Source organism: Alteromonas gracilis (assembly GCF_036870955.2).
Taxonomy (GTDB): domain Bacteria; phylum Pseudomonadota; class Gammaproteobacteria; order Enterobacterales; family Alteromonadaceae; genus Alteromonas; species Alteromonas gracilis_A.
Map to the genome: position 1 here is coordinate 4,026,164 of NZ_CP145482.2, position 25,994 is coordinate 4,052,157.

General features: G+C 45.2%; 22 protein-coding genes, 1 tRNA gene and 1 pseudogene. 7 read left to right on the forward strand and 17 right to left on the reverse strand.

Features of this window, described 5'->3' with window-relative positions; all coding sequences use genetic code 11:
* Positions 1 to 34 precede the first annotated feature (34 nt).
* The 5 genes from rpoB to rplK all read right to left on the reverse strand — a co-directional run bounded on the left by rpoB (position 35) and on the right by rplK (position 6,777).
* Entirely contained in the window at positions 35 to 4,063 is a 4,029-nt protein-coding gene (gene rpoB / locus V6N89_RS19400) for a DNA-directed RNA polymerase subunit beta (RefSeq protein ID WP_346993124.1), read from the reverse strand.
* 325 nt (positions 4,064 to 4,388) lie between these two features.
* On the reverse strand, positions 4,389 to 4,766 hold the full coding sequence (rplL, locus tag V6N89_RS19405) for a 50S ribosomal protein L7/L12 (RefSeq protein ID WP_338519042.1): 378 nt from the start codon (positions 4,764 to 4,766) through the stop codon (positions 4,389 to 4,391).
* 57 nt (positions 4,767 to 4,823) lie between these two features.
* Positions 4,824 to 5,342 carry a 50S ribosomal protein L10 gene (gene rplJ / locus V6N89_RS19410; RefSeq protein WP_334013821.1) on the reverse strand — a complete coding sequence of 173 codons (519 nt, stop codon included), beginning with the start codon at positions 5,340 to 5,342 and terminating at the stop codon, positions 4,824 to 4,826.
* A gap of 306 nt (positions 5,343 to 5,648) precedes the next feature.
* Positions 5,649 to 6,344, reverse strand: coding sequence for a 50S ribosomal protein L1 (rplA, locus tag V6N89_RS19415; protein ID WP_338519043.1), 696 nt, complete (start codon positions 6,342 to 6,344; stop codon positions 5,649 to 5,651).
* 4 nt (positions 6,345 to 6,348) lie between these two features.
* Positions 6,349 to 6,777 carry a 50S ribosomal protein L11 gene (rplK, locus tag V6N89_RS19420; RefSeq protein WP_346993125.1) on the reverse strand — a complete coding sequence of 143 codons (429 nt, stop codon included), beginning with the start codon at positions 6,775 to 6,777 and terminating at the stop codon, positions 6,349 to 6,351.
* A gap of 308 nt (positions 6,778 to 7,085) precedes the next feature.
* Here rplK and V6N89_RS19425 point away from each other — a divergent pair, with 308 nt between their 5' ends.
* Complete coding sequence (locus V6N89_RS19425; protein WP_338519044.1) at positions 7,086 to 7,316, forward strand: hypothetical protein; 231 nt, start codon at positions 7,086 to 7,088, stop codon at positions 7,314 to 7,316.
* A 353-nt stretch (positions 7,317 to 7,669) separates the two neighbouring features.
* Here V6N89_RS19425 and nusG read toward each other — a convergent pair whose 3' ends face one another.
* The 4 genes from nusG to V6N89_RS19445 all read right to left on the reverse strand — a co-directional run bounded on the left by nusG (position 7,670) and on the right by V6N89_RS19445 (position 10,766).
* Positions 7,670 to 8,221: a transcription termination/antitermination protein NusG gene (gene nusG, locus V6N89_RS19430; protein WP_346993126.1), complete on the reverse strand. Its 552-nt coding sequence runs from the start codon at positions 8,219 to 8,221 to the stop codon at positions 7,670 to 7,672.
* A gap of 4 nt (positions 8,222 to 8,225) precedes the next feature.
* Positions 8,226 to 8,603: a preprotein translocase subunit SecE gene (secE, locus tag V6N89_RS19435; protein WP_338519046.1), complete on the reverse strand. Its 378-nt coding sequence runs from the start codon at positions 8,601 to 8,603 to the stop codon at positions 8,226 to 8,228.
* Between the two features lie 77 nt (positions 8,604 to 8,680).
* Positions 8,681 to 8,757: transfer RNA gene (locus tag V6N89_RS19440), tRNA-Trp, on the reverse strand.
* A 167-nt stretch (positions 8,758 to 8,924) separates the two neighbouring features.
* On the reverse strand, positions 8,925 to 10,766 hold the full coding sequence (locus V6N89_RS19445) for an ABC transporter ATP-binding protein (protein WP_338519047.1): 1,842 nt from the start codon (positions 10,764 to 10,766) through the stop codon (positions 8,925 to 8,927).
* Between the two features lie 454 nt (positions 10,767 to 11,220).
* Between V6N89_RS19445 and V6N89_RS19450 the strand changes: the two genes are divergently transcribed.
* Together V6N89_RS19450 and V6N89_RS19455 are read left to right on the forward strand one after the other, a co-directional pair.
* A complete protein-coding gene (locus V6N89_RS19450) occupies positions 11,221 to 12,462 on the forward strand; it encodes a carbohydrate binding family 9 domain-containing protein (RefSeq protein WP_346993127.1) in 1,242 nt (413 codons plus the stop codon).
* Complete coding sequence (locus V6N89_RS19455) at positions 12,446 to 13,552, forward strand: hypothetical protein (RefSeq protein WP_346993128.1); 1,107 nt, start codon at positions 12,446 to 12,448, stop codon at positions 13,550 to 13,552. The genes V6N89_RS19450 and V6N89_RS19455 overlap by 17 nt, the downstream gene beginning before the upstream one ends.
* Here the strand turns inward: V6N89_RS19455 and V6N89_RS19460 are convergent.
* The gene (locus V6N89_RS19460) at positions 13,549 to 14,169 is read right to left on the reverse strand and encodes an RraA family protein (protein WP_338519050.1); all 621 of its coding nucleotides are present in this window, start codon (positions 14,167 to 14,169) and stop codon (positions 13,549 to 13,551) included. The genes V6N89_RS19455 and V6N89_RS19460 overlap by 4 nt on opposite strands.
* Before the next feature lie 279 nt (positions 14,170 to 14,448).
* Between V6N89_RS19460 and V6N89_RS19465 the strand changes: the two genes are divergently transcribed.
* Both V6N89_RS19465 and V6N89_RS19470 read left to right on the forward strand, forming a co-directional pair.
* The gene (locus V6N89_RS19465) at positions 14,449 to 16,515 is read left to right on the forward strand and encodes a M13 family metallopeptidase (RefSeq protein WP_338519051.1); all 2,067 of its coding nucleotides are present in this window, start codon (positions 14,449 to 14,451) and stop codon (positions 16,513 to 16,515) included.
* Between the two features lie 123 nt (positions 16,516 to 16,638).
* Positions 16,639 to 17,313: a lysoplasmalogenase gene (locus V6N89_RS19470; protein WP_338519052.1), complete on the forward strand. Its 675-nt coding sequence runs from the start codon at positions 16,639 to 16,641 to the stop codon at positions 17,311 to 17,313.
* On the opposite strand, the gene V6N89_RS19475 is transcribed toward V6N89_RS19470, so the two are convergent.
* From V6N89_RS19475 to V6N89_RS19495, 5 genes are all read right to left on the reverse strand, one after another.
* Complete coding sequence (locus V6N89_RS19475; protein ID WP_346993129.1) at positions 17,288 to 17,653, reverse strand: ACT domain-containing protein; 366 nt, start codon at positions 17,651 to 17,653, stop codon at positions 17,288 to 17,290. The two genes, V6N89_RS19470 and V6N89_RS19475, sit on opposite strands and share 26 nt — an antisense overlap.
* 51 nt (positions 17,654 to 17,704) lie before the next feature.
* On the reverse strand, positions 17,705 to 19,084 hold the full coding sequence (dbpA, locus tag V6N89_RS19480) for an ATP-dependent RNA helicase DbpA (protein ID WP_338519053.1): 1,380 nt from the start codon (positions 19,082 to 19,084) through the stop codon (positions 17,705 to 17,707).
* On the reverse strand, positions 19,084 to 20,409 hold the full coding sequence (locus V6N89_RS19485; RefSeq protein ID WP_338519054.1) for a substrate-binding periplasmic protein: 1,326 nt from the start codon (positions 20,407 to 20,409) through the stop codon (positions 19,084 to 19,086). Before V6N89_RS19485 ends, dbpA begins: the two co-directional genes overlap by 1 nt.
* Positions 20,376 to 21,425, reverse strand: a complete 1,050-nt coding sequence (pyrC, locus tag V6N89_RS19490) for a dihydroorotase (RefSeq protein ID WP_338519055.1) — start codon at positions 21,423 to 21,425, stop codon at positions 20,376 to 20,378. Before pyrC ends, V6N89_RS19485 begins: the two co-directional genes overlap by 34 nt.
* Before the next feature lie 69 nt (positions 21,426 to 21,494).
* Entirely contained in the window at positions 21,495 to 22,031 is a 537-nt protein-coding gene (locus V6N89_RS19495) for a lipocalin family protein (protein WP_338519056.1), read from the reverse strand.
* Between the two features lie 154 nt (positions 22,032 to 22,185).
* Here V6N89_RS19495 and V6N89_RS19500 point away from each other — a divergent pair, with 154 nt between their 5' ends.
* Together V6N89_RS19500 and gloA2 are read left to right on the forward strand one after the other, a co-directional pair.
* Complete coding sequence (locus V6N89_RS19500) at positions 22,186 to 23,136, forward strand: aldo/keto reductase (RefSeq protein WP_346993130.1); 951 nt, start codon at positions 22,186 to 22,188, stop codon at positions 23,134 to 23,136.
* Positions 23,137 to 23,150: 14 nt separating this feature from the next.
* Entirely contained in the window at positions 23,151 to 23,534 is a 384-nt protein-coding gene (gene gloA2 / locus V6N89_RS19505) for an SMU1112c/YaeR family gloxylase I-like metalloprotein (RefSeq protein WP_338519057.1), read from the forward strand.
* Here gloA2 and V6N89_RS19510 read toward each other — a convergent pair.
* Both V6N89_RS19510 and V6N89_RS19515 read right to left on the reverse strand, forming a co-directional pair.
* Positions 23,522 to 24,343, reverse strand: coding sequence for a mechanosensitive ion channel family protein (locus tag V6N89_RS19510; protein ID WP_338519058.1), 822 nt, complete (start codon positions 24,341 to 24,343; stop codon positions 23,522 to 23,524). The genes gloA2 and V6N89_RS19510 overlap by 13 nt on opposite strands.
* A 118-nt stretch (positions 24,344 to 24,461) precedes the next feature.
* Positions 24,462 to 25,677: pseudogene (locus tag V6N89_RS19515) on the reverse strand (MFS transporter).
* Between the last annotated feature and the right edge of the window lie 317 nt (positions 25,678 to 25,994).

Here is a 25,994-nt window from a genome sequence, read left to right on the forward strand (position 1 = left end):
GGCCATCTCATAACATTACGCGGCGATTGCCGTATTACTTCTCTTCAAGCTCGATGTTGATACCCAACGAGCGAATTTCTTTAAGTAGTACGTTGAATGACTCTGGCATGCCAGGCTCCATTCTGTGGTCGCCATCGACGATGTTCTTGTACATCTTGGTACGGCCGTTAACGTCATCTGACTTAACAGTAAGCATTTCCTGAAGGGTATATGCTGCACCGTATGCTTCAAGTGCCCACACTTCCATCTCACCGAAGCGCTGACCACCGAACTGTGCTTTACCACCAAGAGGCTGCTGTGTAACAAGGCTGTAAGAACCAGTAGAACGCGCGTGCATTTTGTCGTCTACTAAGTGGTTCAGTTTCAGCATGTACATGTAACCAACCGTAACTGGACGCTCAAATTCGCGACCGGTACGACCGTCAAACAAAGCAATCTGACCGCTTTCTGGAATATCAGCAAGCTTCAGCATTTCTTTGATTTCAGATTCACGTGCACCGTCGAATACAGGCGTTGCTACTGGAACACCCTTACGAAGGTTCTCAGCTAGACGACGAACTTCGTGGTCTGTGAAGTTATCGATGTCAACTTCTTGGTGATTCTCACCAAGCTCGTACACCTTCTTCAAGAAGTCACGTAGTTCAGCTAGCTCACGCTGTTCTTTAATCATGCGATCAATCTTCACGCCAAGACCGTGTGCAGCCATACCCAAGTGCGTTTCTAGGATCTGACCGATGTTCATACGAGACGGTACACCTAGTGGGTTAAGTACGATATCTACCGGCGTACCGTTAGCATCGTATGGCATGTCTTCTACAGGCTGGATAGTCGAGATAACACCTTTGTTACCGTGACGATAGGCCATTTTGTCACCCGGTTGGATGTGACGCTTAACCGCAAGGTAAACCTTAACGATCTTAAGTACGCCAGGTGCTAGGTCATCGCCTTGTGTGATCTTACGACGCTTCGCTTCAAACTTCTTATCGAAGTCTAATTTGATTTCAGCGTGCTGATCGGCAATTTGGTCTAGCTCTAGCTGCGCATCTTCGCTATTTAGTGCAATTTCAAACCACTTCTCGCGCGGTAGGCTGTCAAGCTTGGCTTGGTCAACACCAGCACGGATTAGCGCAGTTTGTGCACGAGCAAAAATACCGTCTGCTAAAATTTCGAACTCGTCGGTAAGGTCTTTCTTAACCTGACGTAGCTGCATGTCTTCAATTTCTAGCGCACGCTTATCTTTCTCTACTCCATCACGAGTAAATACTTGAACATCGATTACCGTACCGTGAACAGAGTTTGGTACCCGTAGAGACGTATCTTTAACGTCAGACGCTTTTTCACCGAAGATTGCACGTAGTAGTTTCTCTTCTGGTGTAAGCTGCGTCTCACCTTTAGGCGTTACTTTACCTACAAGGATGTCACCGCCTTTCACTTCTGCACCAATATAAACAACGCCTGACTCATCAAGCTTGCTTAGTGCAGACTCACCCACGTTCGGGATATCAGAAGAAATTTCTTCTGGCCCAAGCTTAGTATCACGAGCGATACAGCTAAGCTCTTGTATGTGGATAGTTGTAAAACGGTCTTCCTGCGCTACACGCTCAGAAATAAGGATTGAATCCTCAAAGTTGTAGCCATTCCACGGCATGAACGCGATACGCATGTTCTGACCAAGTGCAAGGTCACCTAGGTCTGTTGAAGGACCATCAGCTAGCACGTCACCTGCAACAATCGGGTCGCCAACACTACAAGTAGGCTTCTGATTGATACACGTGTTTTGGTTAGAACGAGTGTACTTAGTCAAGTTGTAGATATCGATACCTGCTTCACCTGGAAGCATTTCATCTTCGTCTACCTTAATAACGATACGGCTGGCATCTACGTAATCAACCACACCACCGCGCTTAGCAACCACAGTAACACCTGAGTCAACCGCGATAGTTCTTTCCATACCGGTACCAACTAGCGGCTTATCAGCGCGTAGTGTAGGTACTGCCTGACGTTGCATGTTCGCACCCATTAGTGCACGGTTCGCATCATCGTGCTCTAGGAATGGGATAATGCTTGCAGCAATTGAAACGATTTGCTGTGGCGAAACGTCCATGTACTTGATGTCTTCTTTCGGCATCAAAGTTGTTTCACCGCGGTGACGACATGGAATTAGGTCGTCAACCAACTCGCCCGCTTCAGTTAACGCGATGTTAGCCTGAGCGATTGCGAATTGACCTTCTTCAATTGCAGATAAGTAATCAATTTCATCAGTTACCACACCGTCTACAATGCGACGGAACGGCGTTTCTAGGAAACCGAAGTCATTGGTACGCGCGAAGCTTGCCAATGAGTTAATTAGACCGATGTTCGGGCCTTCCGGCGTTTCGATTGGACATAGACGACCGTAGTGCGTCGGGTGTACGTCTCGAACTTCGAAGCCTGCACGTTCACGTGTAAGACCACCCGGGCCTAATGCAGAAATACGACGCTTATGCGTTACTTCTGATAGCGGGTTGTTTTGGTCCATGAACTGAGAAAGCTGTGATGAACCGAAGAACTCTTTAACCGCTGCCGAGATAGGCTTAGCGTTAATAAGATCTTGTGGCATTACGTTGTCTAGGTCGCCTAAGCTTAGACGCTCTTTAACTGCACGCTCTACACGTACAAGACCAACGCGGAACTGGTTCTCTGCCATTTCACCAACAGAACGGATACGACGGTTACCTAGGTGATCGATATCATCTACTTCGTCTTTACCGTCACGAATCATTATCAGCTGCTTCATTACAGAAATAATGTCGTCTTTGTCTAGCGTGCCTGAACCGATTAGCTCTTCACGGCCTAGACGGCGGTTGAACTTCATACGACCAACTGAAGATAGGTCGTAGCGCTCATCAGAGAAGAACAAGTTATCGAATAAGGTTTCGGCTGCGTCTTTTGTTGGTGGCTCACCAGGACGCATCATACGATAGATTTCAACTAGCGCTTCTAGACGGTTAGTTGAAGAGTCGATACGTAGTGTATCTGAGATGTATGAACCGTGATCTAGCTCGTTGATGTAAAGCGTTTCGAAGTCTTTGATACCCGCTTGGCTTAGCGCCGCTAGGTTTTCAAGCGTTAGTTCTTCGTTCGCACTTACAATTACTTCGCCAGTGTCTTCGTTTACGTAAGTTGCTGCATAAACACGGCCAATTAGGTAATCGGCTGGCACTTCAAGCTCAGTAAGACCGGCTTTTTCAAGTGCACGTGTGTGACGCGCAGAAATACGACGACCAGTTTCAACAACAACGTTGCCTTCACCGTCAATGATATCAAAAGCAGCCGTTTCACCACGTAGGCGATCTGGAACCACTTCCATCATCAATTTGTCTTTATTAATACGAATCGCTACTTTGTCGAAGAAGGTATCTAAGATTTCTTCAGACGACATTTCAAGCGCGCGTAAGATAATAGTTGCAGGCAACTTACGACGACGGTCGATACGTACGAATAGGTTATCTTTCGGGTCAAACTCAAAGTCTAACCACGAACCACGGTAAGGAATTACACGTGCGTTATAAAGCACTTTACCTGACGAGTGGGTTTTACCTTTGTCGTGATCAAAGAATACACCAGGTGAACGGTGTAGCTGTGACACGATAACACGCTCAGTACCATTGATAACGAACGTACCGTTCTCAGTCATCAATGGGATCTCGCCCATGTACACTTCTTGTTCTTTAATATCTTTTACTGTACCTGGCGCAGCGTCTTTATCGAACAACACTAACCGTAGTTTTACTCTTAACGGAGCAGAGAATGTGACGCCACGAATTTGACATTCTTTAACGTCGAATACCGGCTCTCCCAGGCGATAGCTTACATACTGAAGCTCTGAGCTACCTGAGTAGCTTTTAATTGGAAAAACGGAACGAAATGCTGCTTCCAAACCGTATTGAGCATCTGCGTCGATCTCAATAAACTTTTTGAAAGAATCAAGCTGAATTGAAAGAAGGTATGGAATTTCCAATACCTGTGGGCGTTTGCCAAAATCCTTACGGATACGTTTCTTTTCGCTATAAGAGTAAACCATGGGTTCCTCAGCCTGCTGATTTTTGACCCAACCTGCTGCTAAATGCTTTAAAACGCGTGCTATGGGCTAAAAGCTACGTTCTAAATGGCGCAATAAGCAACAAACTTCCACAACCCTTTTTCGGGCAGATACACCAGCATACAACAAAATTTAACCAATTATTAGTTAACTTGTTGGATTTTTATGCTTTTTATGGGTATGTCCGAATGGCGCTTTTAGTAGTGTAGACAAGGGTTAAATTCTACACACTATACAGCGCAAAAAGGCTGGTGGTTTAAAAAACCACCAGCCTTGCCGTCTCAGGCAATAATTTGACTATGTCAAATTACTTGATTTCTACTTCTGCACCAGCTTCTTCAAGCTCTTTCTTAAGTGCTTCAGCTTCATCTTTGCTTACGCCTTCTTTGATAGCTTTAGGAGCAGACTCAACTACTTCTTTAGCTTCTTTAAGACCTAGGCCAGTCGCGCCGCGAACTGCTTTGATAACTGCAACTTTGTTGCCACCGAATGAAGTCATTACAACGTCGAATTCAGTCTTCTCTTCGGCTGCACCAGCGTCGCCGCCAGCAGCTGGACCAGCAACAGCAACAGCAGCTGCAGCAGATACGTTGAATTTCTCTTCAGCCGCTTCAATTAGTTCTACCAGTTCCATTACCAGCATTTCAGCGATTGCGTTTAAGATATCTTCTTTAGTTAGAGCCATGTTCTCTAAACTCCTGGGTATAAAATGTTAAAAAAATCAATATGCCAAAAACGCCAATTACTTGGTGTCTTTGACCGCCGCCAATACGCGCACAAACTTGCCAGGAACTTCGTTGATTGTTTGAACGAATTTCCCAACTGGTGCTTTGAAGGTTGCAAGTAGTTTCGCAAGCGCTTCGTCGCGGGTAGGTAGTGCTGCAACTGCGTCCAATTTCTCTGGACCAAGAAGACCGCTACCAATTGAAAGTGCAGTAACTTTAAGCTTATCGTTAGTCTTACCGAAGTCTTTGAAAAGACGTGCCGCACCGCCTGGTGCGTCGATAGAGAAACCATAGATAAGCGGACCAGTTAAGGCGCTGTCTAAGTCTGCAAATTGACTGTCTGCTAGAGCACGTTTTGCAAGAGTGTTACGTACAACCTTTAGGTATACGCCTTGCTCACGAGCTTTAACACGTAGTTCAGTCAGTTCACCAACTTCCATCCCACGGTATTCAGCAACGGCTACGGATAGAGCGCGAGACGCAACTTCAGAAACTTCTGCTACGATCTCTTTTTTTGCTGCTAAACCTAGTGCCACTGAGTTCACCTCTTTGTATCTGACTTTGTATGTAGTTGCCCACTTACGCCGTCAGGGTTCACAGATTGATACCAACCCTCATGGTTGATACCGCTCTACGGTGTTTGTTACCCCAGAGAGTCTGAGTCAAACCACCGTCTGCGCAGGTTGTTGTATTAAGCAGTATGTTGATTGTGAAAGTTCTCTTACCTCTTTCACCACACCGCACCTGCGGTCTAGGACGGGAGCTGCTTATTAGCACTGCTAAATGACACAGCTCCAACCCATAACCTTTAAGAGATTTCGATGAGCGTTAGCTCAGCGAAATTAAAGACCTACAGAAGCCTTATCTAGAGATACGCCAGCACCCATTGTAGTGCTTAGGCTGATCTTCTTGATGTATGTACCTTTAGCAGAAGAAGGCTTAGCTTTCTTCAATGCTTCAAGTAGCGCTTCAAGGTTTTCTTGAATTTGGTTCGCTTCGAACGCAATCTTACCGATGCTAGCGTGGATGATACCGTTCTTGTCGTTACGGTAGCGTACCTGACCAGCTTTCGCGTTCTTAACTGCTGTTGCAACGTCAGGCGTTACAGTACCAGTTTTAGGGTTAGGCATAAGGCCACGTGGACCTAAGATTTGACCTAGTTGACCAACAACACGCATTGCGTCTGGGCTAGCAACTACTACGTCAAAGTTCATTTCGCCTTTCTTAACTTGCTCAGCTAGGTCGTCCATACCAACGATGTCTGCACCAGCTTCTTTAGCCGCTTCAGCGTTTGCACCTTGAGTGAATACTGCAACGCGAACGTCTTTACCAGTGCCGTTAGGTAGTACAGTTGCACCACGAACGTTTTGGTCAGATTTCTTCGCATCGATACCAAGGTTAACAGCTACGTCAACGCTTTCTGCGAACTTAGCAGTCGCTAGTTCTTTAAGAAGCGCAACTGCTTCGTTGATTTCGTACTCTTTAGCAGAGTCAACTTTGTCGCGGATTAGGCGAGCGCGTTTAGTTAATTTAGCCATTCGATTAGTCCTCTACGTTCAAGCCCATTGAGCGAGCAGAACCCGCGATAGTGCGTACCGCTGCATCTAGGTCAGCTGCAGTAAGATCTGGCTCTTTAGTTTTAGCGATCTCTTCCAACTGAGCGCGAGTAACTTTACCCACTTTTTCAGTGTTAGGACGGCCAGAACCACTCTTGATGCCCGCTGCTTTCTTAAGCAGGTAAGACGCAGGAGGAGTCTTAGTTTCGAATGTGAAAGAACGGTCTTCGTATACAGTAATTTCTACTGGTACCGGAGCACCTTTCTCAAGGCTGTCAGTTTTCGCATTGAAAGCCTTACAGAATTCCATGATGTTTACACCGTGCTGACCTAGTGCAGGACCAATAGGTGGACTTGGGTTAGCAGCGCCAGCTGCAACCTGAAGCTTGATAATACCGCTTACTTTTTTAGCCATTTTACATGCTCTCTTGTTTGGGTCTAACGCCTCGCAAATACAGAGTTTATTTGCTCAATCGGCTTCCCGTTTCCATTTAAAAGGGCGCGCATTATATAAGGTGATTAATAACTATGCAAGGGCTATCTAGTATAAAAAACTATCGAAAGGCCAGTTTTATAATTTTCTGCAATTGTTATCTTCGTTATGGAGTCAACTCTTGTTTTGCTCATTTTTTCATCTAGGAGAGTTAAATAATGGAACCACTATGTTAGCTAAGTAATAAAGAAATAGAGCAAGTATCAGGCGCTATAGTTGCAAATGCGCTGGTGGCAATTGCAGGAGGAGTTGGCGGCTTTTATGGGTCAATCATTGGCGGTGGTAGGAATGCTACATTTTCAAGTATAGCAAAGGGCACGATTGCTGGCATGGTGGTAAGCGCCATAAGCCCAGTGCGTGGAATTACTTCTGCGGTAACTACCGTTGGTGGGGGAGTGGTTTCAGGCGGTGTCGTTAATTTATTGGATGATATAAAAGAGATTAGTGAAGATAGCTATTAGCTGTTTTAAAGTCGATAAAATTACAGGAGAGCTATATTGGCATTTTTTATCTGGCTTGTATCCATCTGCGCATTAAATTGGCTAATCAAAAGAGGATTAAATGTAAGCTTCTGGTCTGCATTTACAGACAGCAATAGAATTTCTCAACATTCAGGGGTCTTGTTTTTAATGGGCTTTGTCATGATCGCTTTTATAACTTTTTTCATCTTCGTTATATGAGATCTAAGCCTGAGTAGCTCAGGCTTCTTTTATTTCTATTGACCTTAACGATAAACAAATAGACCACATAGCAGTCGTATTTAAGGCATAAAAAAAGACGGATAAACCGTCTTTTTTCGAATGTGTCGAAAGGCTTAGCCTTTTTCTACCTGACCGAATTCTAGGTCTACTGGTGTAGAACGACCGAAGATAAGTACCGACACTTTTACGCGGCTCTTTTCGTAGTCTACTTCTTCTACCACACCGTTGAAGTCTGCAAACGGACCGTCGATAACGCGGATAACTTCGCCCGGCTCGAACAATGTCTTCGGTCTTGGCTTATCAACGTTCTCTTCAAGGCGGTTCAAGATAGCGTCCGCTTCTTTTTGCGTAATTGGCATTGGACGGTCAGATGTTCCGCCGATAAAGCCAAGTACACGAGGTACGCTTTTCACTAAGTGCCATGACTCTTCTGTCATCGCCATTTCTACCAAAACGTAACCTGGATAGAACTTACGCTCTGATTTACGTTTTTGACCTGCACGCATTTCAACAACTTCTTCAGTTGGTACTAGTACCTGACCGAAAGAATCTTCCATGTTGTGCATTTTGATGTATTCAAGCAGGGTCTTCTTAACGCGAGACTCGTACTGTGAATAGGCTTGTACCACGTACCATCTTTTCTTTACTGCTTCTTCTTCAGACATACGTTTATGCTCCTATTCCAGTAATAAAGCCAACTACACGAACAATAATGCCGTCTAGTCCCCATAAAATCAGTGCCATAACCAAAGTCGCGGCAAGTACGATAAGTGTAGTCTGATTTGCTTCTTGACGCGTTGGCCAAACGACCTTACGAACTTCAGTGCGAGACTCTTTGGCAAAGCTTAAGAAAGTGCTGCCTTTCTCTGTTGAAGCGGCGATGAAACCAGCAATAACCACTACTACAACAGCGGCGATGGCACGGTATAGTACCGAGATCTCACCGTAAACTGTGTTTGCGGTTACCAAACCTACAAGCAGTGCAAATACCACTACCCATTTAAACATGTCCAATGCATTGGACTGATTTTCCGTCTTTTCGCTCATGTTACGATCCTAGCACTACAGCGTCGTTGTCTTACGCTCATAAAGAGCGCAATAAAAAATTTGATGTTAAGTAAAAATGGCAGGGGTGGAGGGACTCGAACCCCCAACCATCGGTTTTGGAGACCGCTGTTCTACCAATTCGAACTACACCCCTGTGGTGTCTAATGACAAATTTTACTTACACTACCCTTGTCAATGGTGCGTCTTTTCGTAGGAAAGTGCGGTATCGCAAGGGAGGGACGCGTATTATACTTAACCACCTTTAAGATACAAGCGCTTTATCTCGTATCGTTAAAGAATGTCAAATACGCAATCGCCACCCTACTCTATGCCGATAAAGCCACCAGTTTGGTGGGCCCATAGCTTGGCGTAAATACCATCGTGGACAATAAGTTCAGCATGAGTACCTTGTTCGACGATTTTTCCTTTGTCGAGCACAAGCAAGCGGTCCATTTGCGCAATAGTCGATAGTCTGTGTGCTATCGCTAGTACTGTCTTTCCTTCCATCACTTTGTCTAAGCATGCTTGAATGGCGGCCTCCACTTCGGAATCAAGTGCTGACGTCGCTTCATCTAACACAAGTACAGGCGCATCTTTTAGCAATACTCGCGCAATCGCAATACGCTGTCTTTGACCACCAGATAGCTTGACGCCTCGTTCGCCGACGTGAGCGTCGTATCCAGTTCTACCGTGACTGTCAGTAAGTGTAAGAATAAAGTCATGAGCTTCTGCCTGTTTGGCAGCCCGAATCATGTCCTCCTCGGTGGCATCTGTGCGTCCATACAAAATGTTGTCTCTAACCGAGCGGTGCATTAGCGAGGTATCTTGCGTGACCATACTAATTTTGGCGCGCAAGGTTTCTTGACCTACGTCGGTAATGTCCTGCCCGTCTATGATTATTTTGCCGCTTTGGGTATCGTAAAAGCGCATAAGCAAATTAACCAACGTGGATTTACCTGCCCCTGAACGACCCACCAGCCCTACCTTTTCACCTGGCTTGATGGCTAAATCCAAATTAGAGAATACATCAATGGGTTTGTTATCAGCCCCTGAGTAAGAGAAGTTAACCCCGTCAAAGTGAATACCTCCACCACTCACCTTAAGGGCATTGGCTTTTGGTTTATCCTTAACAGCGGTAGGTTGTGCTAGCGTATTCATACCGTCTTGCACAGTACCTAAGTTTTCAAATAATCCGGAGACTTCCCACATCACCCAGTGAGACATACCGTTTAGTCGCAAACAGAGACTTATTGCAATGGCAATGTCGCCGGGACTTGCAATATTTTCCATCCATAAGTACACCGACAACGCACCAATAGTAAATATGAGGATGGCATTAGCCATTTCAACGCAAAACTCCAGCACGGTTACCAGGCGCATTTGCGGATATACGGTTTGTAGGAACCCATTCATGCTCTCTTTGGCATAATCCGCTTCGCGTCGACTGTGTGAGAACAGCTTTACCGTTGCAATATTGGTGTAGCTATCAACAATTCGCCCTGTCATTAAAGAACGCGCATCGGCTTGGCGTTGCGATACATCTTTAAGCTTCGGCACCAGTACACGAAGGATGCCAATATAAACAAAAAACCAAACGATAAGCGGCATAGCAAGCCGCCAGTCGGTGCTGAATATCAGTACTACCATGGAAATAAAGTACACGCTGATATACACCAGTAAGTCGAGAACTTTGGTGACGGTTTCCCTTACTGACAGTGCCGTCTGCATGACCTTAGTCGCGACGCGTCCTGCAAACTCGTTATGGAAGAACGTGAGGCTTTGCCCCAGCAAATATCTATGCGCTTGCCACCTAATACGCATAGGATAATTACCCATTAGCGATTGGCGCGAAAACAGCGAACGCAGCAAAATGAATAGTGGAATAAAGACCAGAACCGTCAGTCCCATCCCGATGAGTGTGATTTTTTGATCGACCAAGAAAGTTTCTCGGTCTTGCTCTGAAAACCAATCAACTAGCTGCCCTAGGAAGCCAAAAAGTGCCACCTCTAGCATAGCCACTATAGCGCTCAGTACCGACACCGTAAGAATTACCCCCCACATCCCCTTGGTGTAGTACTTACAAAACGCAATGATACCCGTAGGGGGTTGTGTAGGCGGTGCATCTGGAAAAGGCTGCGTTAGCCTCTCAAAAAATGAAAACATGTAATACTCGTTAATTGACTGTAGACGCTAGTGTGACACTAAAGAAGACAAGCTCAGCACACTGAGCACTTTTGATTTAGCGCACTTTAAATATCAAAGAAAACGCTTTAGTTACGTAATTCTACACTAAATGTTCATCCCATTGTTGCGAGAACCATCCCTTCCTTTTCGTTGAAGTAAGTGTGCACGACAAGATGCCCCTTATCATTCGAAGCGTTAAGCTAATATTAAAAACGCGTTAAGCATCCATTTATTTGCGATTAAGCCGCTTTAGGTCATAGGCGCTTTTGTCCATACTTTGCGCGAGAAAAAATTATAAAAAATAACACACATTATGGATAATCATTTTATGAAGCGAAGCCATTTCAACGTTAGGCGCTTTCGCTCCTCTTTAGTCTTGGGTTTGGTTTTTAGCAGTGCATTCACTCTGTCATCGTTTGTTAAGGCGGAGCCGTTGTCGACTTCTCAAACTCAGGACAATAATCTTGGCACTGACTCCACGATTGTCACCGAACGCAAGAGCGACGTAGTCAGTGATGATAGCGACACTCTTATTGTTCCTTTTTTAGAAGCATCAGTAGAACTTGACGGTATAATCGACGAGCCAGTTTGGAAGCAGGCAGCCACAGTGCCCATGACATTCGTCACCCGTCCTTTTGAGAATACAACCCCTCCCGTCGAAACCACTGCTCGCATTTTTGAGAATGGTGAGAAAATATTTATCGCTTTCACCGCACAAGATAACGATGTGTCACAACTAAGGGCCCTGTTTAGGGACCGCGACCGAGTGTGGGACAACGACTTAGTTGGCGTAAAGATAGACACCTTTGGCGACAGCCGCCTTTCCTATCAGTTTTTTGTCAACCCGAGAGGCATTCAAATTGATGCAATAGAAAACCAAATGACGCGCAGTGAAAGCACCAGTTGGAACGCGATTTGGGACGCTGAAGCCACAATTACTGAAGAAGGTTACAATGTGGAAATAGCTCTGCCATTTCGAATTTTGAATTTCTTAGACAGCGATGGGCCTAAACGTTGGAGAGCGGAATTTGTACGCTTTTACCCACGAGAAAATAACCTTCGCATTTCCAATAGACCCGTAGATAGAAACAATGCATGTGCACTTTGCCTTATGGGTGATATGGAAGGATTTGCATCAGCAAAACAAGGAAAGAACTTATCAATAACGCCGTATGTTGTAGCAGGAAATACACGTAATCGCGCACCGTCAACGGTGACAGGACAGTCTACTGATTGGCAATATGAAAATAACCAAGAAGTTGGCGTAGACGTTAACTGGGGTATATCGTCCGATATGTTGCTTCAAGCCACTATCAATCCTGACTTCTCTCAGGTTGAAGCAGATGCGGGTCAGCTGGGCATTAACAACCCGTTCGCGCTCTTTTTTCCAGAGCAGCGTCCTTTCTTTTTGGAAAATGCTGACTTTTTCAGTACACAATATGACTTGGTGTACACCAGAAACATAGGCGCACCAGACATTGGTACCAAGCTAACCGGACGGATCAATAACCACACCTTCGGTATTCTTGCCGCAAATGATGAAAGCACCACATTTTTGGTACCGGGAAACCTAGGCTCTAGTGTAGCGCGACTAGACGAAGAGAGTACTAACATCGCCGCTCGCTATCGTTACGACATTTCAGAAGATTTATCATTTGGTGCTATTGTCACCTAGCCGTCACTCTGAGGATTATCACAATATTGTGATGGGCGTGGACACTCGCTACCAAATAACGCCCAGTGATACGTTACGAGTGCAGGTACTGCGCTCAGACACAGAATACCCGGACGCACTATTTAATGATTTTTGCCGCAATGAGTGTAACGAAGATGACGATGTCAGCGAGATAACGCTTCGCACACGCAAAGATGGCGCTTTTTCTGGCAGTACTTACAAAATTGATTACCGCCACGAAGTTCGCGACTGGTATGTGTATGCTAATCGCACAAGTACACAGTCTGACTTTCGTGCAGACTTAGGCTTTGAAAGCACTGTAGACAGGCACAAAAGCGTATTGGGTGGCGGCTATGTTTGGTGGAATGACAATGCCTGGTGGAATCGCTTTGAGTTTGGCGGTGACTGGGACATCACCCACAACGACGACGGCGAATTGATTGAGCGAGAAATGCAGGCACAAGTTGAGTTAAACGCGGCCTATCAATCGTACTTTAACTTTCAATGGGTGAAACGGGACACCGTTGGGCTTCGCCAAAATGGAGCAAGCCTTGCTATTGACGGCAATACAACACGCTTTGTTGAACAGCAATACTCATTTTACTTCGAAGCACAGCCCAATCGAACGCTCTATTTTGAAAACTTTGCTCGGGTCGGTGACAGAATAGACTTACGCAATAATCGATTAGGTGATCAGATACTATTCGAGCCCTCCATTACCCTAAATTTAGGGCAACATTTAGAAGCGTCATTAAGTCATGAGTACAACCGAATAGAAGTAAACGATGAGATGCTATTCACTGCCAACTTATCGGATTTACGCTTGAGCTACCAGTTTAGCGCCAATCAGTTTATTCGTGTGGCACTTGTGTATGCGGATATTAAACGCAATACCGACAACTACCTTATGAGTGTGGACGCTCGCGACAAAAGTCTAGGCACGCAAGTTGTTTATTCCTATATGATAAATCCGCTATCGCGCTTATTTATCGGCTACGGTGACTCAGCCTTTGCGGATGACGAAACACCAGGCCTACTGCGTACCGAACAAGCTATCTTTATGAAGTTTAGCTACGCCTGGCTCTATTAGTCGGAAAAACCTAGTTTGGCGAGGGTAGCTTCAACTTTTTCTTGGTGCTGCGCTTGCCACTCTTCAAGGGTCATTGAAGCGTCTTTATTACCCCGAGCTTTGGCAATATCGAAGGCATTTTCGGCTTGGTCTTGGGGTATCACGGCAATACCCTCCTCGTCTGCAACGATAATATCCCCCGCATGCACCTTAACCCCACCACAATGAATTGGCTGGTTAAGGGGCGATATACATTTTTTGGCACCAGGCTTGGGGACGACTCCGCGTGCGAATACAGGAAATTGGTTTTCGCGCGTCTCTGCAATATCACGAATAACGCCATCGATAACAAACCCCTTGATACCCCGAGACTGTGCAATTGCACATACGTTCCCGCCAGCTACAGCAAATTTATCGTCTGCCTCTACCACAATGATGTCACCTGCTTTAGCTCTATAGATGGCAGCGTGAAGCATCAAATGATCACCTGGCTCGCACTTTACAGTAAACGCAGGTCCCGCTATACGCGGTACACCAAACCACAGCGGCTTGATGGCATAGTCCATAAACTGCTCTCGCGGCAGAGCGTCAGCGTATTCACAGGGTGAAACATTCTCGAAAGGTAAAGTAGTAGACATAAACAGTTCCAATTGCTGATGGTAGTCACTGGCTGATTAGTTCTCGTATGCGGCAAAACCCGATAAAACTAATGAGCTCCCTGTTCTCACTATAACCTTTTGTGCATTACAAGTTGTTACAAGCTGTGTATTTTCACTATAAACGCTTTTTCTAATACGCGTGCCATGCTAAAAAAACAAAGCTCGCCAGAAAGAGCGCACTAAAACAGTCTCTAAGAACAAGCGCGAGGGCGTGTCTAACGTCCATCTGGCGATAAATATAAGATAAAGGAAACTACCATGTTACGTACCGCACTGAGCTTAAGCGTTGCACTGGCACTAACGGCCTGCAGCCCGCAAAGCACCACGTCAGAACAACAAACACAAACCGCATCAGAAGCCACACAACAGCAGACCTTGTCTTCTGGTATCATGAAAGAAAACATGGACTTGAGTGTAAATCCAGGTGACGACTTCTTCCGTTATGTAAACGGTACCTGGTTCGACAACTTTGAAATCCCTGCTGACAAATCAAGTTACGGTGCATTTGTTATCTTGCGCGATGAAGCTCAAGACCACGTGATGAATATCATAAAGTCATCAGCGGAAGGTGACTTTAAAGCGGATAGTGACGAGCAAAAAGTGGGTGATTTTTATCGCGCTTACATGGACATGGAAACCCGTAACGCCTTAGGTGTTTCTCCGCTTAAACCAGAAATCGCAAAAATTGATAGTATCAGCAGCTACTCTGACCTAGCGGCTTATTTCGCCTATGCAGCTCGCTATGGCTATGGCGCTCCTTTTAGTCTAACGCAATATCCTGACCTAAAGTCACCAAAAGAGTATCTTATGTACACATGGCAGGGAGGTCTTGGCCTGCCTGAAAGAGAATATTACTTCAAAGACGACGAGACGTCACAAACCATTCGCGATGCCTACGTAAAGCACATTCAAACCATGTTTGAACTCGCTGGATTTGATGCGCCTGAAGCAAGCGCAAAAATGCTGTTCGACTTAGAAACGAGCATTGCACAACTGCATATGAAAAAAGAGCAGGCACGTAATTTTGCGGCGAACTACAACAAGCTAACTATCGAAGAACTTAAAGCGCTTATGCCTAGCTTTGATTGGGATGCTTACCTCGCCTCTGCCCAAATTAGTGATATTCCTGCACTAGGCATTTTGCAAAAAGACTTCATGCAAAGCATCGATAGCGTTATTTCACAAACCTCTTTGGAGAATTGGAAGACTTTCTTGAAATGGGGGTTACTAAACGCATCAGCAGGTCGCCTATCGGCTGAACTGGACGAAGCAAATTTCAATTTTTACAGCAAAGTGCTACGCGGTGTAGAAGAGCAGCAGCCTCAATGGCGCCGTGCAGTAAGCCTATCTAATGCACATGTTGGTGAACTCATCGGTAAAGTGTACGTTAAACAACATTTCCCACCTGAAGCGAAAGAGCGCATGATGGAAATGGTGAATAACCTCTTGCTTGCGTATAAAGAAAGTATTGAGAATCTTGATTGGATGACTGATGAAACACGCGCTCAGGCGCTAGATAAGCTTTCTAAGTTCACGGTAAAAATTGGTTATCCTGACGAGTGGCAAGACTACACTGCGCTAACCGTTAATGCAGGTGATTTGTTCGGCAACCTTAAGCGCTCTTCAGATGTAGCTTACGAAAAAATGCTTAAGAAGCAAGGTGGCCCAGTTTGGACGCACGAGTGGGGAATGACTCCTCAAACGGTTAACGCCTATTACAACCCACCACTTAACGAAATTGTGTTTCCAGCAGCAATTTTACAGCCGCCATTTTTCGATATGAACGCGGAAGACGCAGTTAACTACGGCGGCATTGGCGCTGTTATTGGTCATGAAATTGGTCATGGCTTCGACGATTCAGGCTCTACCTTTGACGGTGACGGCGTACTGCGCAACTGGTGGACTGATGCTGACCGCGCTGAATTTGAAGCACGTACAGCGAATCTTATTGAACAATACAATGAGTTCGAGGTACTACCGGATCTTCACGTAAATGGCGAGTACACGCTAGGTGAAAACATTGGTGATCTAGGCGGCATTAGCATTGCGCTCAAAGCCTATCATTTATCTCTTGATGGCGAAGAAGCACCTGTGCTTGATGGTTTCACTGGCGACCAACGAGTATTCATCGGTTACGGCCAAGTATGGGCGAGCAAATATCGTGAAGAAGCGCTTCGCAGCCAGGTTCAAACCGATACGCACTCACCAACGGAATTCCGTACAAATGGTGCGGTTCGCAACGTACCTGAATTCTACGAAGCCTTTAATGTTACTGCAGAAAATGCGCTGTACCTTCCACCGGAAGAGCGTGTGAAAATCTGGTAACGCAAATAGCTATGCGCTAAGAGATTACCCGTTAATGTCTTACTAATGCGCATGTAATGGGGCAATAAGCTTGATTTTTAGGGTCGCCCTTTTTTATTTCACCTCATCTTAAGAGGAGAGGTAATGCCAAATTATATGTCCTTCGTGTATGCTCTCTGTGCTTTCACCTATTTAGGCTCGCTAAGCTTTACTCCCTACCCAGGACAGTTCGTTGTAAAAGCATTACCCATACTTCTTCTTTCATTTTTTAGCTTCATCTCTTTAAAAAGTAAGCTTAAGGCTGCCGTTGTATTTGCCTTGTTCGCAAGTGCTGCTGGCGATATATTCCTTGCACTGACTTTCGAAGGTAACTTTGTTCTCGGCTTAGGCTGTTTTTTAGTTGCCCATATTGCGTACATTGTGAGTTTCTTCATAGCACGCATTGACAGGCAGGGTAGACAAATGGAAACGCAGCGTAACCCGGCACTCCTTGGCGTTGCATGCGCTTTTGTTGTGGGCTTTTCCGTATTAATGGCACAGCATATTCTGCCTGCCGCAGGCGACCTTTTCTATCCTGTCTTCATCTATATTATGGTTATTACTACAATGGGAATAACAGCGCTAGTTGTTGCGCGCTCTTGGTATATTGCGCTGGGTGCGCTTGTATTCGTAACTTCAGATGCAATTTTGGCCCAGACGATTTTTATTAAGCCAATAACCCTGTCAGGATTTGCCGTAATGTTGACTTATTACGCTGCCCAGTACCTGCTGACGAGAGGGTTTATACAGGCGGCTAGGACAGAGCAACTAGAACGTTAAGCGCTGTTTCTACCTGTGCTGATGGCACAAAAATATGGTCATGGTAGTACGCAGCTACCACATTAGCACTGATACCTACTTTCGCTAATGCGGTAGACATAGCCGCGGTCATTCCCACTGCATCGAGGCTTGAGTGCACTTCACATGTAATACAACGAAACGTCCCTTCAAACGATAACCCGAGTTCCCGAGCTAGTAACGCATCTAAAATTAACGTAACCCCCTCGCGCTCTCTATGCATGCCTTTTGATTGACGCAGTAATGACGATGTGACCTGCTCGTCAGGCAGCGAAACAAACACAAAGTCCTCATCACTGGCTGTTGGTGAAAGGTCTCGCAATAACGCCTTTAAGTCTGTTTCGCTAGGTCATGCTTATTCTCTGCTACTCGTTTAAAGCTTTCTTGCTCTAACGCGCTTACCCTTAATTTTGCCTTCACGAAATTGTGCCATGGCTCGCTTAACACTGCGCGCTTTGACTGCGACATAACTGGCGCTGTTTTGCACGGCTATTTTACCGACATCATCTCCAGGAATACCTGCATCTTTGGTCAGTGCACCTACTAGGTCACCCGGTCTTAGCTTTTGCTTTTTGCCCGCACTTAATGAGATACATGTAAATTCAGGTTGAATGATTTTGTTTTTGTGGAACCTGAGACTTTGCGCCCCTTTAAGGGTAATGTCACTGCCTTGTAGCACTTCAATTTTCCGCAAGAAGTGCTCTTCGTCGTCGCTGACTAGCGTGATTGCCATTCCTTGTGCTCCAGCTCGCGCAGTTCGGCCAATGCGATGCACATGAGTTTCTGGCTCTTCGCTTACGGTATAGTTAATGACGCAAGCAACGTCATCAATGTCCAAACCACGCGCTGCGACGTCGGTGGCAACCAGGACTTGCAACGCATCACTAGCAAACTGCATTAATACAGAGGTACGTGCATGTTGCTCCATGTCCCCCTGTAAGCCTGCTGCACTAAAGCCTTCTTCGATGAGCTCTTCAACAACTTCAGACACTTGCACCTTGCGGTTACAAAACACTATCGCATTTTTAGGTTGATAGTGGGTTAACACAGCTTTCAGCGCCTGAATACGCGTGTGAGGAAGTACATTAAAACCAAGTTGTGTTATGGCTGGTTTACTCTCTTGAGACTCTACTTTACATGTCACTGGTTGATGTAAATAGTGTTTAGCTACTCTCTCAATTTGCTCTGTGTAGGTAGCCGAAAAGAGGAGCGTCTGTACGTCTTTTGAGATCTCAGAGAAGATAATACGCAAGTCATCTTCAAACCCCATGTCCAGCATTCTGTCGGCTTCATCGAGAACGCGAAGCTTCACTTGGCTTAAATCAAGGCGGCGCTTTTCTACGTGATCCATAACACGACCAGGAGTACCAACAATAACGTGTGGACTGTGTTTAAGTGATTGGATTTGCGGCCCCATGGGCTGCCCGCCACACAAGGTCGTGACCTTGATGTTGCCAATGAGCTTGGCAGCCATTCGGAATTGTTCGGCAACTTGATCTGCTAGCTCTCTTGTGGGGCAAAGTACCAGTGCTTGCGTAGTGAACTCATTGACTTCAATGCGCTCTAACGCAGGAATAACAAAGCATAAGGTTTTGCCACTCCCTGTTTGCGCTTGACCAATGATATCTTTGCCCTGTAAAGCATCTGGAAGCGATTGTGCCTGGATAGGCGATAACTGATAGATACCTTGCGTATCCAAAGCTTTAGCGATCGCTGGATTGATGTCCAAATGCTTGATTGTTTCTACTGTCATTAATTCTTGTTCCAAAGGTGTATAACACCGTTTTTGGTATGGTGAGCAATGCCGTATTGCTGTGAAACTTTCTGACTCCACTGCGATAGTCGCTCGTTAAAGGTTTGGCTTTTTCTTACCTTCGCTGCGGCCAACTTCAATTTTTCCAACACTAGCACGCACGTATCTTTACGCGAAAGCGCAACATACGCTGTCGTCACGTCGTACTCGCTAACCAAACGCACGCTCTTACACGGATATTTGTTGGGGTCACACCCGAAATCGACTGCGCCTTGAGATCCGAAAATGACGTCTATTTCATCATTAAAAAGCGCATCAGCTAAGCCTTGCCACGAATCGAAACCGTGAACTTCAAAGCCGTTTTCAAGCGCGACATTATACCGATAATCTTCAAGTAATGTCCCTATTCGATATGACTTTGGCACTTCATTTAAGGAGGAAAAATAAGGTTTATCTACCCCGAACAGACCATGTAGATTTCTCGATACTGGTGTCACCCAATGAAACACGTCATCGCGCTCTTCTGTTCTTACTACCGAAAAAACCATTACGTTTGACTTGCTCATGGCTTCTTTCGCAATACGTTTCCACGGCGCAGAGAGAATGGCAGGCGGCATATCTACTTGGTCAAGTACATCTCGCACTAAATCTGCCGCAATCCCCTCTAATTCTCCGCGCTCACCGAGTTGCGAAAACAGCGGTACCAAATCAGCGATAACCCACAAATTAGTCGTATTGGCATGCAATTCACCTGGCAAACTTACCGTACCGTGAGTCAAAATCACATCAGTAAATTGAGCCCTCATCGTGTGCATTAACGATTCTGCAAATGGAGCAAATGCGTCAGATGTTTTAAAGTTACTTATGCGCTCTGATAATTTTTCTGCTAATTCGGTAGGCGCATGGCGCTTGTCCAGTGCAATATAGGTGAGTCCCACTTTGACGTCTTGACTTCCCGCATTTGGCGTACACACCACATCAGGGTCAGCGCAGCGATAGGCGATAAGAGGGGAGATCCAATAATACTCTTGCTCATTATTTTCAGTTCTTAATAAACCGAGGGTGACGTGAGGATTATTGTTATCAGAGCTCCCAGCATTGGACGTGGTAAGCGTCAGGTCACTGCCCTTTACACTTTCACTTAATAGCGTTGTGGCATACTTTTCTAGGGCAAGCTGTTGTGTTTGACTAAACTCAAAACGCCTGTCGTTTTCGATAGAAAACGACAGAACTTCAGCATCCGCCTGTGAGGCTAGTCCCCACAAGCAGCACACCACTGCATTAACTAAAACTAGGCTTCTTGAAATGCCTCTTGCAACTTCCATCGTAAAGATTGCCCCGCATAAAATGGTACCATGTCGGTGCCATCTGCTAGGGTAACTTCTTCAGGCACCGTCCATTCTTCTTTTACTAACGTCATTGTAGTCGTATTTCTGGGTAAGCCATAAAAATCAGGGCCGTAATGACTCGCAAAGCCCTCTAATTTATCCATAACGCCGAGTTGCTCAAACACTTCTGCATAAAGTTCAATGGCTGACCAGGCGCTGTAACACCCCGCGCAACCACAAGCGTTCTCTTTTTTATGTTTCGCGTGCGGTGCAGAATCTGTACCCAAGAAAAACTTTTTGTTTCCATTTGCTACCATCTCACGAAGTGCCTGTTGATGGGTATTACGCTTTAGTACAGGTAAACAATAATTATGAGGGCGTACACCGCCGACTAGCAGGTCGTTACGGTTTAATAGTAAATGCTGAGGCGTAATGGTAGCACCAACGAAATCGCTGGCCTGTGCAACGAAGCTCGCCGCATCTGCAGTCGTGATGTGCTCAAACACTACTTTTAGTTGAGGGAATGCCTCAACAATCGGACCTAAGTGAGTATCGATAAACACTTTTTCACGATCAAAAATATCAATGTGATGCTCTGTAACTTCGCCGTGAATGAGCAGCAACAGCCCTTGTTCCTGCATAGCCTCAAATACCGGATAAAGTGCCTGAATCCCCTTTACTGCTGCGTCTGAATTAGTCGTTGCGCCTGCGGGATACAGTTTACACGCTGTTACGCCAGCTTTTTTTGCATCAATAATATCTTGTGGCGTGGTTTGATTGGTCAAGAACAAGGTCATCAACGGCTCAAAGTTGCTACCAGCAGGACGTGCTGCTTCTATTCGTGCTTTATAGGCCATTGCCATTTCGGCATTTACTACAGGCGGTACTAGGTTAGGCATGACAATAGCGCGCTGAAAACAGCGGGCCGTAGCAGGTACTGTTTCCGCTAACATTTCATTGTCGCGAAAATGAAGATGCCAATCATCAGGGGTAGTAATCGTAAGCGTTTGCATGCCTTAACTCTCTCAATACATAGTGATACAACAGGTTTGCGCAATAATAGCACAAGGGCCGCGCCAGCGTTACTGTGTACTGTGTTCTACCCAAATCAATTTATCGGTGTCATAGCCTGCTTGCTGTGCCGTGCTCAACAGTTGCTTAATAGTAGATTCTGGCAGTGATGGTGTCCTTGCCAAAATCCATAGAAAGTCCTTGTCTGGCCCAGTCACTAACGCGTATTGATAGTTCTTTTTGTCTAGTGACATGATTACATAGCTGGCGTAGAAGGGGCCGAAAAATGAAACCTTTAAGTGTCCTGTTGATGGCTCGCCCACAAAGAACGCTCTGCCTTGTGCTTCATCCCAACTATTGTCTTCTTTTGAAAACCCTTTATTAATTACGTTTACACCACCATCATCACGCATACTGTAAGTTGCGGTCACTTCACTCAATCCGTCTTCAAAACTATGGTCAAAGCGTGCAACCTCATACCAAGTTCCCAAATACCGAGAGAGTTCAAAACCAGTAACAGGCTGCACATTGTCGGGCACTCCCGTACAACCAGAAAGTATGAACAGTAGAACAGCAGTAACACACCACCAATTTCTTCGCTTTTGCATACACAAATTCCTTATTCTTGTTGGCCTTATTCTTTTCTCAATGGGCAAACTATCGCCCACAAAGTTTATTTTATCTTTGCATGGTTTTAATTCATGCCTTACCGCGCTCTAATGAGCACTGAAACTACATATACGATCATGAGGAAGAATACATATGCAAGCATACTTTGAGCACGCAAGCAGACTTGTCTACGGCTGTATGGGGCTGGGAGGAGGATGGAATGACAGTCCCGCCAACAAAACAGATGTAGACCAAGCACGTGCTATCATAGATAAAGTGCTCGAACTTGGTATTAATGTATTCGACCATGCTGACATCTACACATTTGGCAAAGCTGAATATGTTTTCGGGCAGGCATTACAGCAAGCACCGAGCTTACGAGACGACATGATAATTCAATCCAAATGTGCAATACGCTTTGAGGATGAGTTAGGACCAAAACGCTATGATTTTTCAGCCAAACATATCCAAACATCGGTAGAAAGTTCCCTATCGCGCCTTAACATAGAGCAACTAGATATTCTTCTGCTTCACCGCCCAGACCCCTTAATGGAATTAGAAGAAGTAGCTAACACCCTTTCATTGTTACAGACACAAGGAAAAGTAAAACATGTCGGGGTGTCGAATATGCATGGGCATCAAATTGCCTATCTACAATCAGCACTAAATACACCAATTGTTGCCAACCAATTAGAAATGAGTTTGGCATTTAGAGACTGGCTTGAAGATGGCATTACAACAAATAGTGTTGCTAATCGACAAACAGGTTATGCCTCAGGCACCATGGAATATTGCATGCTTAATAATGTTCGGCTTCAGGCATGGGGAAGCTTGGCGCAAGGACGCTTTACTGGCGCAAAAACGCAAAATGAGACTGATGAAGCAACAACAAAACTTGTGGCTTCATTAGCTTATGAATATCAGACAACACCAGAAGCTATTGTGTTGGCGTGGTTAATGAGACACCCAGCCAACATTCAGCCTGTACTGGGTAGCACTAATTTGGAACGCATTGAAGCTAGTCAACGTTGTATGGACATCTCGCTATCACGCGAACACTGGTATATGCTTTTTGAAACCGCTCGCGGTCAAGAGATGCCTTAAAAGGGAGAAGCCAAATGCTTAAAGGTTTTCATCACATAGCGATTATATGTAGCGATTACCCGCGTTCAAAGCTGTTCTATACCGATGTACTTGGATTTAGCGTCATAGACGAAAACTATCGAGAGGCACGAGATTCATATAAGTGTGACCTTAAGCTACCGGACGGCAGCCAAATAGAGCTTTTTTCGTTCCCTGGAGCACCAAAGCGTCCCAGCAGACCCGAAGCGCAAGGACTTCGCCACCTTGCGTTCAAAGTCGACAATCTTGATGACATGGTCTCGTATCTTGCAGCAAAAAACGTGGAGTGCGAGCCTGTGCGAGTAGATGAATACACAGGCAAACGTTTTACATTTTTTCAAGATCCAGACGGTTTACCACTTGAGCTTTACGAGCTCTGAAGCATACGAACCTCGCGTTGTGGAAAAGGAATTTCCACTTTAGCGCGCTGTAATGCACTGAAAATTGCCTGATTCAACGCATAGCGAGTTTCAAAGTGGCTGGTTGTGGGCGCCCACACCCGAACACCAAAGTTAATACTGCTATCGCCAAAGTTATCAATACCAATAGCTGGCGCTTTCTCATTTGAAACGTTTTCAACCGAGGACACCGCGTCAGCTATTATTTTTGCAACCTGTTCTGTATCACTTGAATAAGCCACGCCAATTTCTAACTCAATTAGCATTTGCTCGGCGGAGTTTTGCAGGATTTCACCCACAATGAGTTTGTTAGGTATTTGAATTTGTACATCATCTTCATCAATGAGGATGGTATAGGGCAACATGACTTTATCGACTACACCCGAGACACCCTGCACTCTAACAGTATCCCCAACAACAAAAGGTCGCGTGATGATAATGGTAAAGCCTGCGGCATAATTGGCTAGCATGCCTTGAATAGCCAAGCCCGCCCCAAGTCCTACAGCACCTACAGCGGCAATGAGCGGAGTAACACTGATACCGACATTCCCTAATGCGATGATGATTACGATACCCAGGACGATTAATTTGCTGGCCCCACCTGTAAAACGACTAAGCGTGACATCAATGTCTCGCTTAACCATAACGTTTTCAACCACCGAGCCTATTTTTGATGCAAGCCACCATCCCACCAAAAATATGACAATGGCACCAAATATTTGAAAACTGTAGGTAACCGCAAATTCAACTAAAGTATCGTAAAGCACCTGTGCTTGTTTGAGTTCTTCCATAACACTTGAGACATAAAGTAATAAGTATGCCTAGAGGATAAACAACAAAAGTTAAGTGCACAATCAGCGCAAGGTGTTCTTGTCATTGCTGTGAAGAAATTATCATTAAGAGGCAATATTACCCATATTCGCTAGCTTCTATTTCTGCGAGTTTCTTCGCAGTAGGGTTGTATAAAAAGTTAAACACTAGCCCAAAAAATAAAACGGCAGCAAATACCGTAGCGACAATGAAGCCATATTTAGCGTCGCCACCATTTGCGTCGCTCACGACACCCATAATAAACGGTCCCATTGCTGCGCCTGCTGCAGTGAAGAACAGAATAACGCTAAGCAACGGTACCGTGTTGATGCTTAGGAAAACAGCTTATTCCCTTAGAGTTGAAAGTAGGATAAATCACCGACATGAAAATGCCCGTGAGTGGGAAAAGAAATAAGGCGACATTTTTTCCCCCCATAGACCAACACCAAAACAAACTACAATAGCACCACTGAATAACATCAACACGAGTGCCCAATTAAAATGTGACATCATCCAAATACCGACAAAACGCCCTGCAGCGCGGAGAATGAAAAAAGCAGTAACACTATAAATAGCCAATAACTGCGTGAAACTACCCGTATAGCAGTCGTACGTTGCTTTTAGCGATGTTGCGTCACATACCAAATAACTCGGCATCCAGACATAGATCGCGCTTTCTGCTGCAACATATAGAAATGCCCCCACAGAGAAACCTAATGCATACGGATTTTTTAGCAGCGCTAGACTCTGAAGTATTGAAACATTCTTCACAGCTTCATCGTTCTCTCGCACATAGCTAGGATACTTTACAAGAAGTGCTCCGATAATAAGAAGGGTACAAACACCACTAAGCAATAACGTACAACCACTGCCAAGCCACGCCCTGATGAATCAAGTACGCCACAATCAGCGGTCCAATGATGGCACCCACCCCAAAGAAAGCTTCGGCGCCATTCATTGTCGACGTATGCTGTTTAGTCGACGTAGAAATATCTCCTATTAGCGCCAGCGCGCCTGTTTTGAAAACGCCAACAGCAACACCGGACAAACTCATTAGGCTAACAATCAGTACAAAATCATTGGCGACTAAAAAGCTGTAACATGCCACACCGAACAGCGCCAAGCCGATAATAATTGTTGGTTTGCGTCCCAGCTTGTCGGCCAAAAATCCAAGAAATAATCCAGAAAGTGCAATGCCCAGCATGGGTAGTGAATGCATTAAGCTTGCCTGTGCATTGGTCACAGAGAATGCTACTTTTACCTCTTTGATTATTTCCCCTACGGAATCGGATGTCATTGCGAACATCATAAACATTAAGTAAGTTAACCATCTGATAATTCTGCTGTTTGGGTCCTGCTTCGACATAGGGCTCTCTCAATAAACTTGGTTAAGGGCTATGCCCTTACTCAATGCATTAACTGAATCTGCTTTTGAATAATAGCTATACGTTACGCTCAGTTTCTCAATCGCTTAAAACTGAACGGTAAATACATCTATAAATTTATTTGCTAAAATAACTTAATCGTTTAAGATAAAAGTTAACAGAATTTAAACAACCTGTAAACCTGCTAATAGTTGTACCGCTTCTATTTATGCAGGAATGGTGAGTTTTTGTATGTGTTGGAGTGATT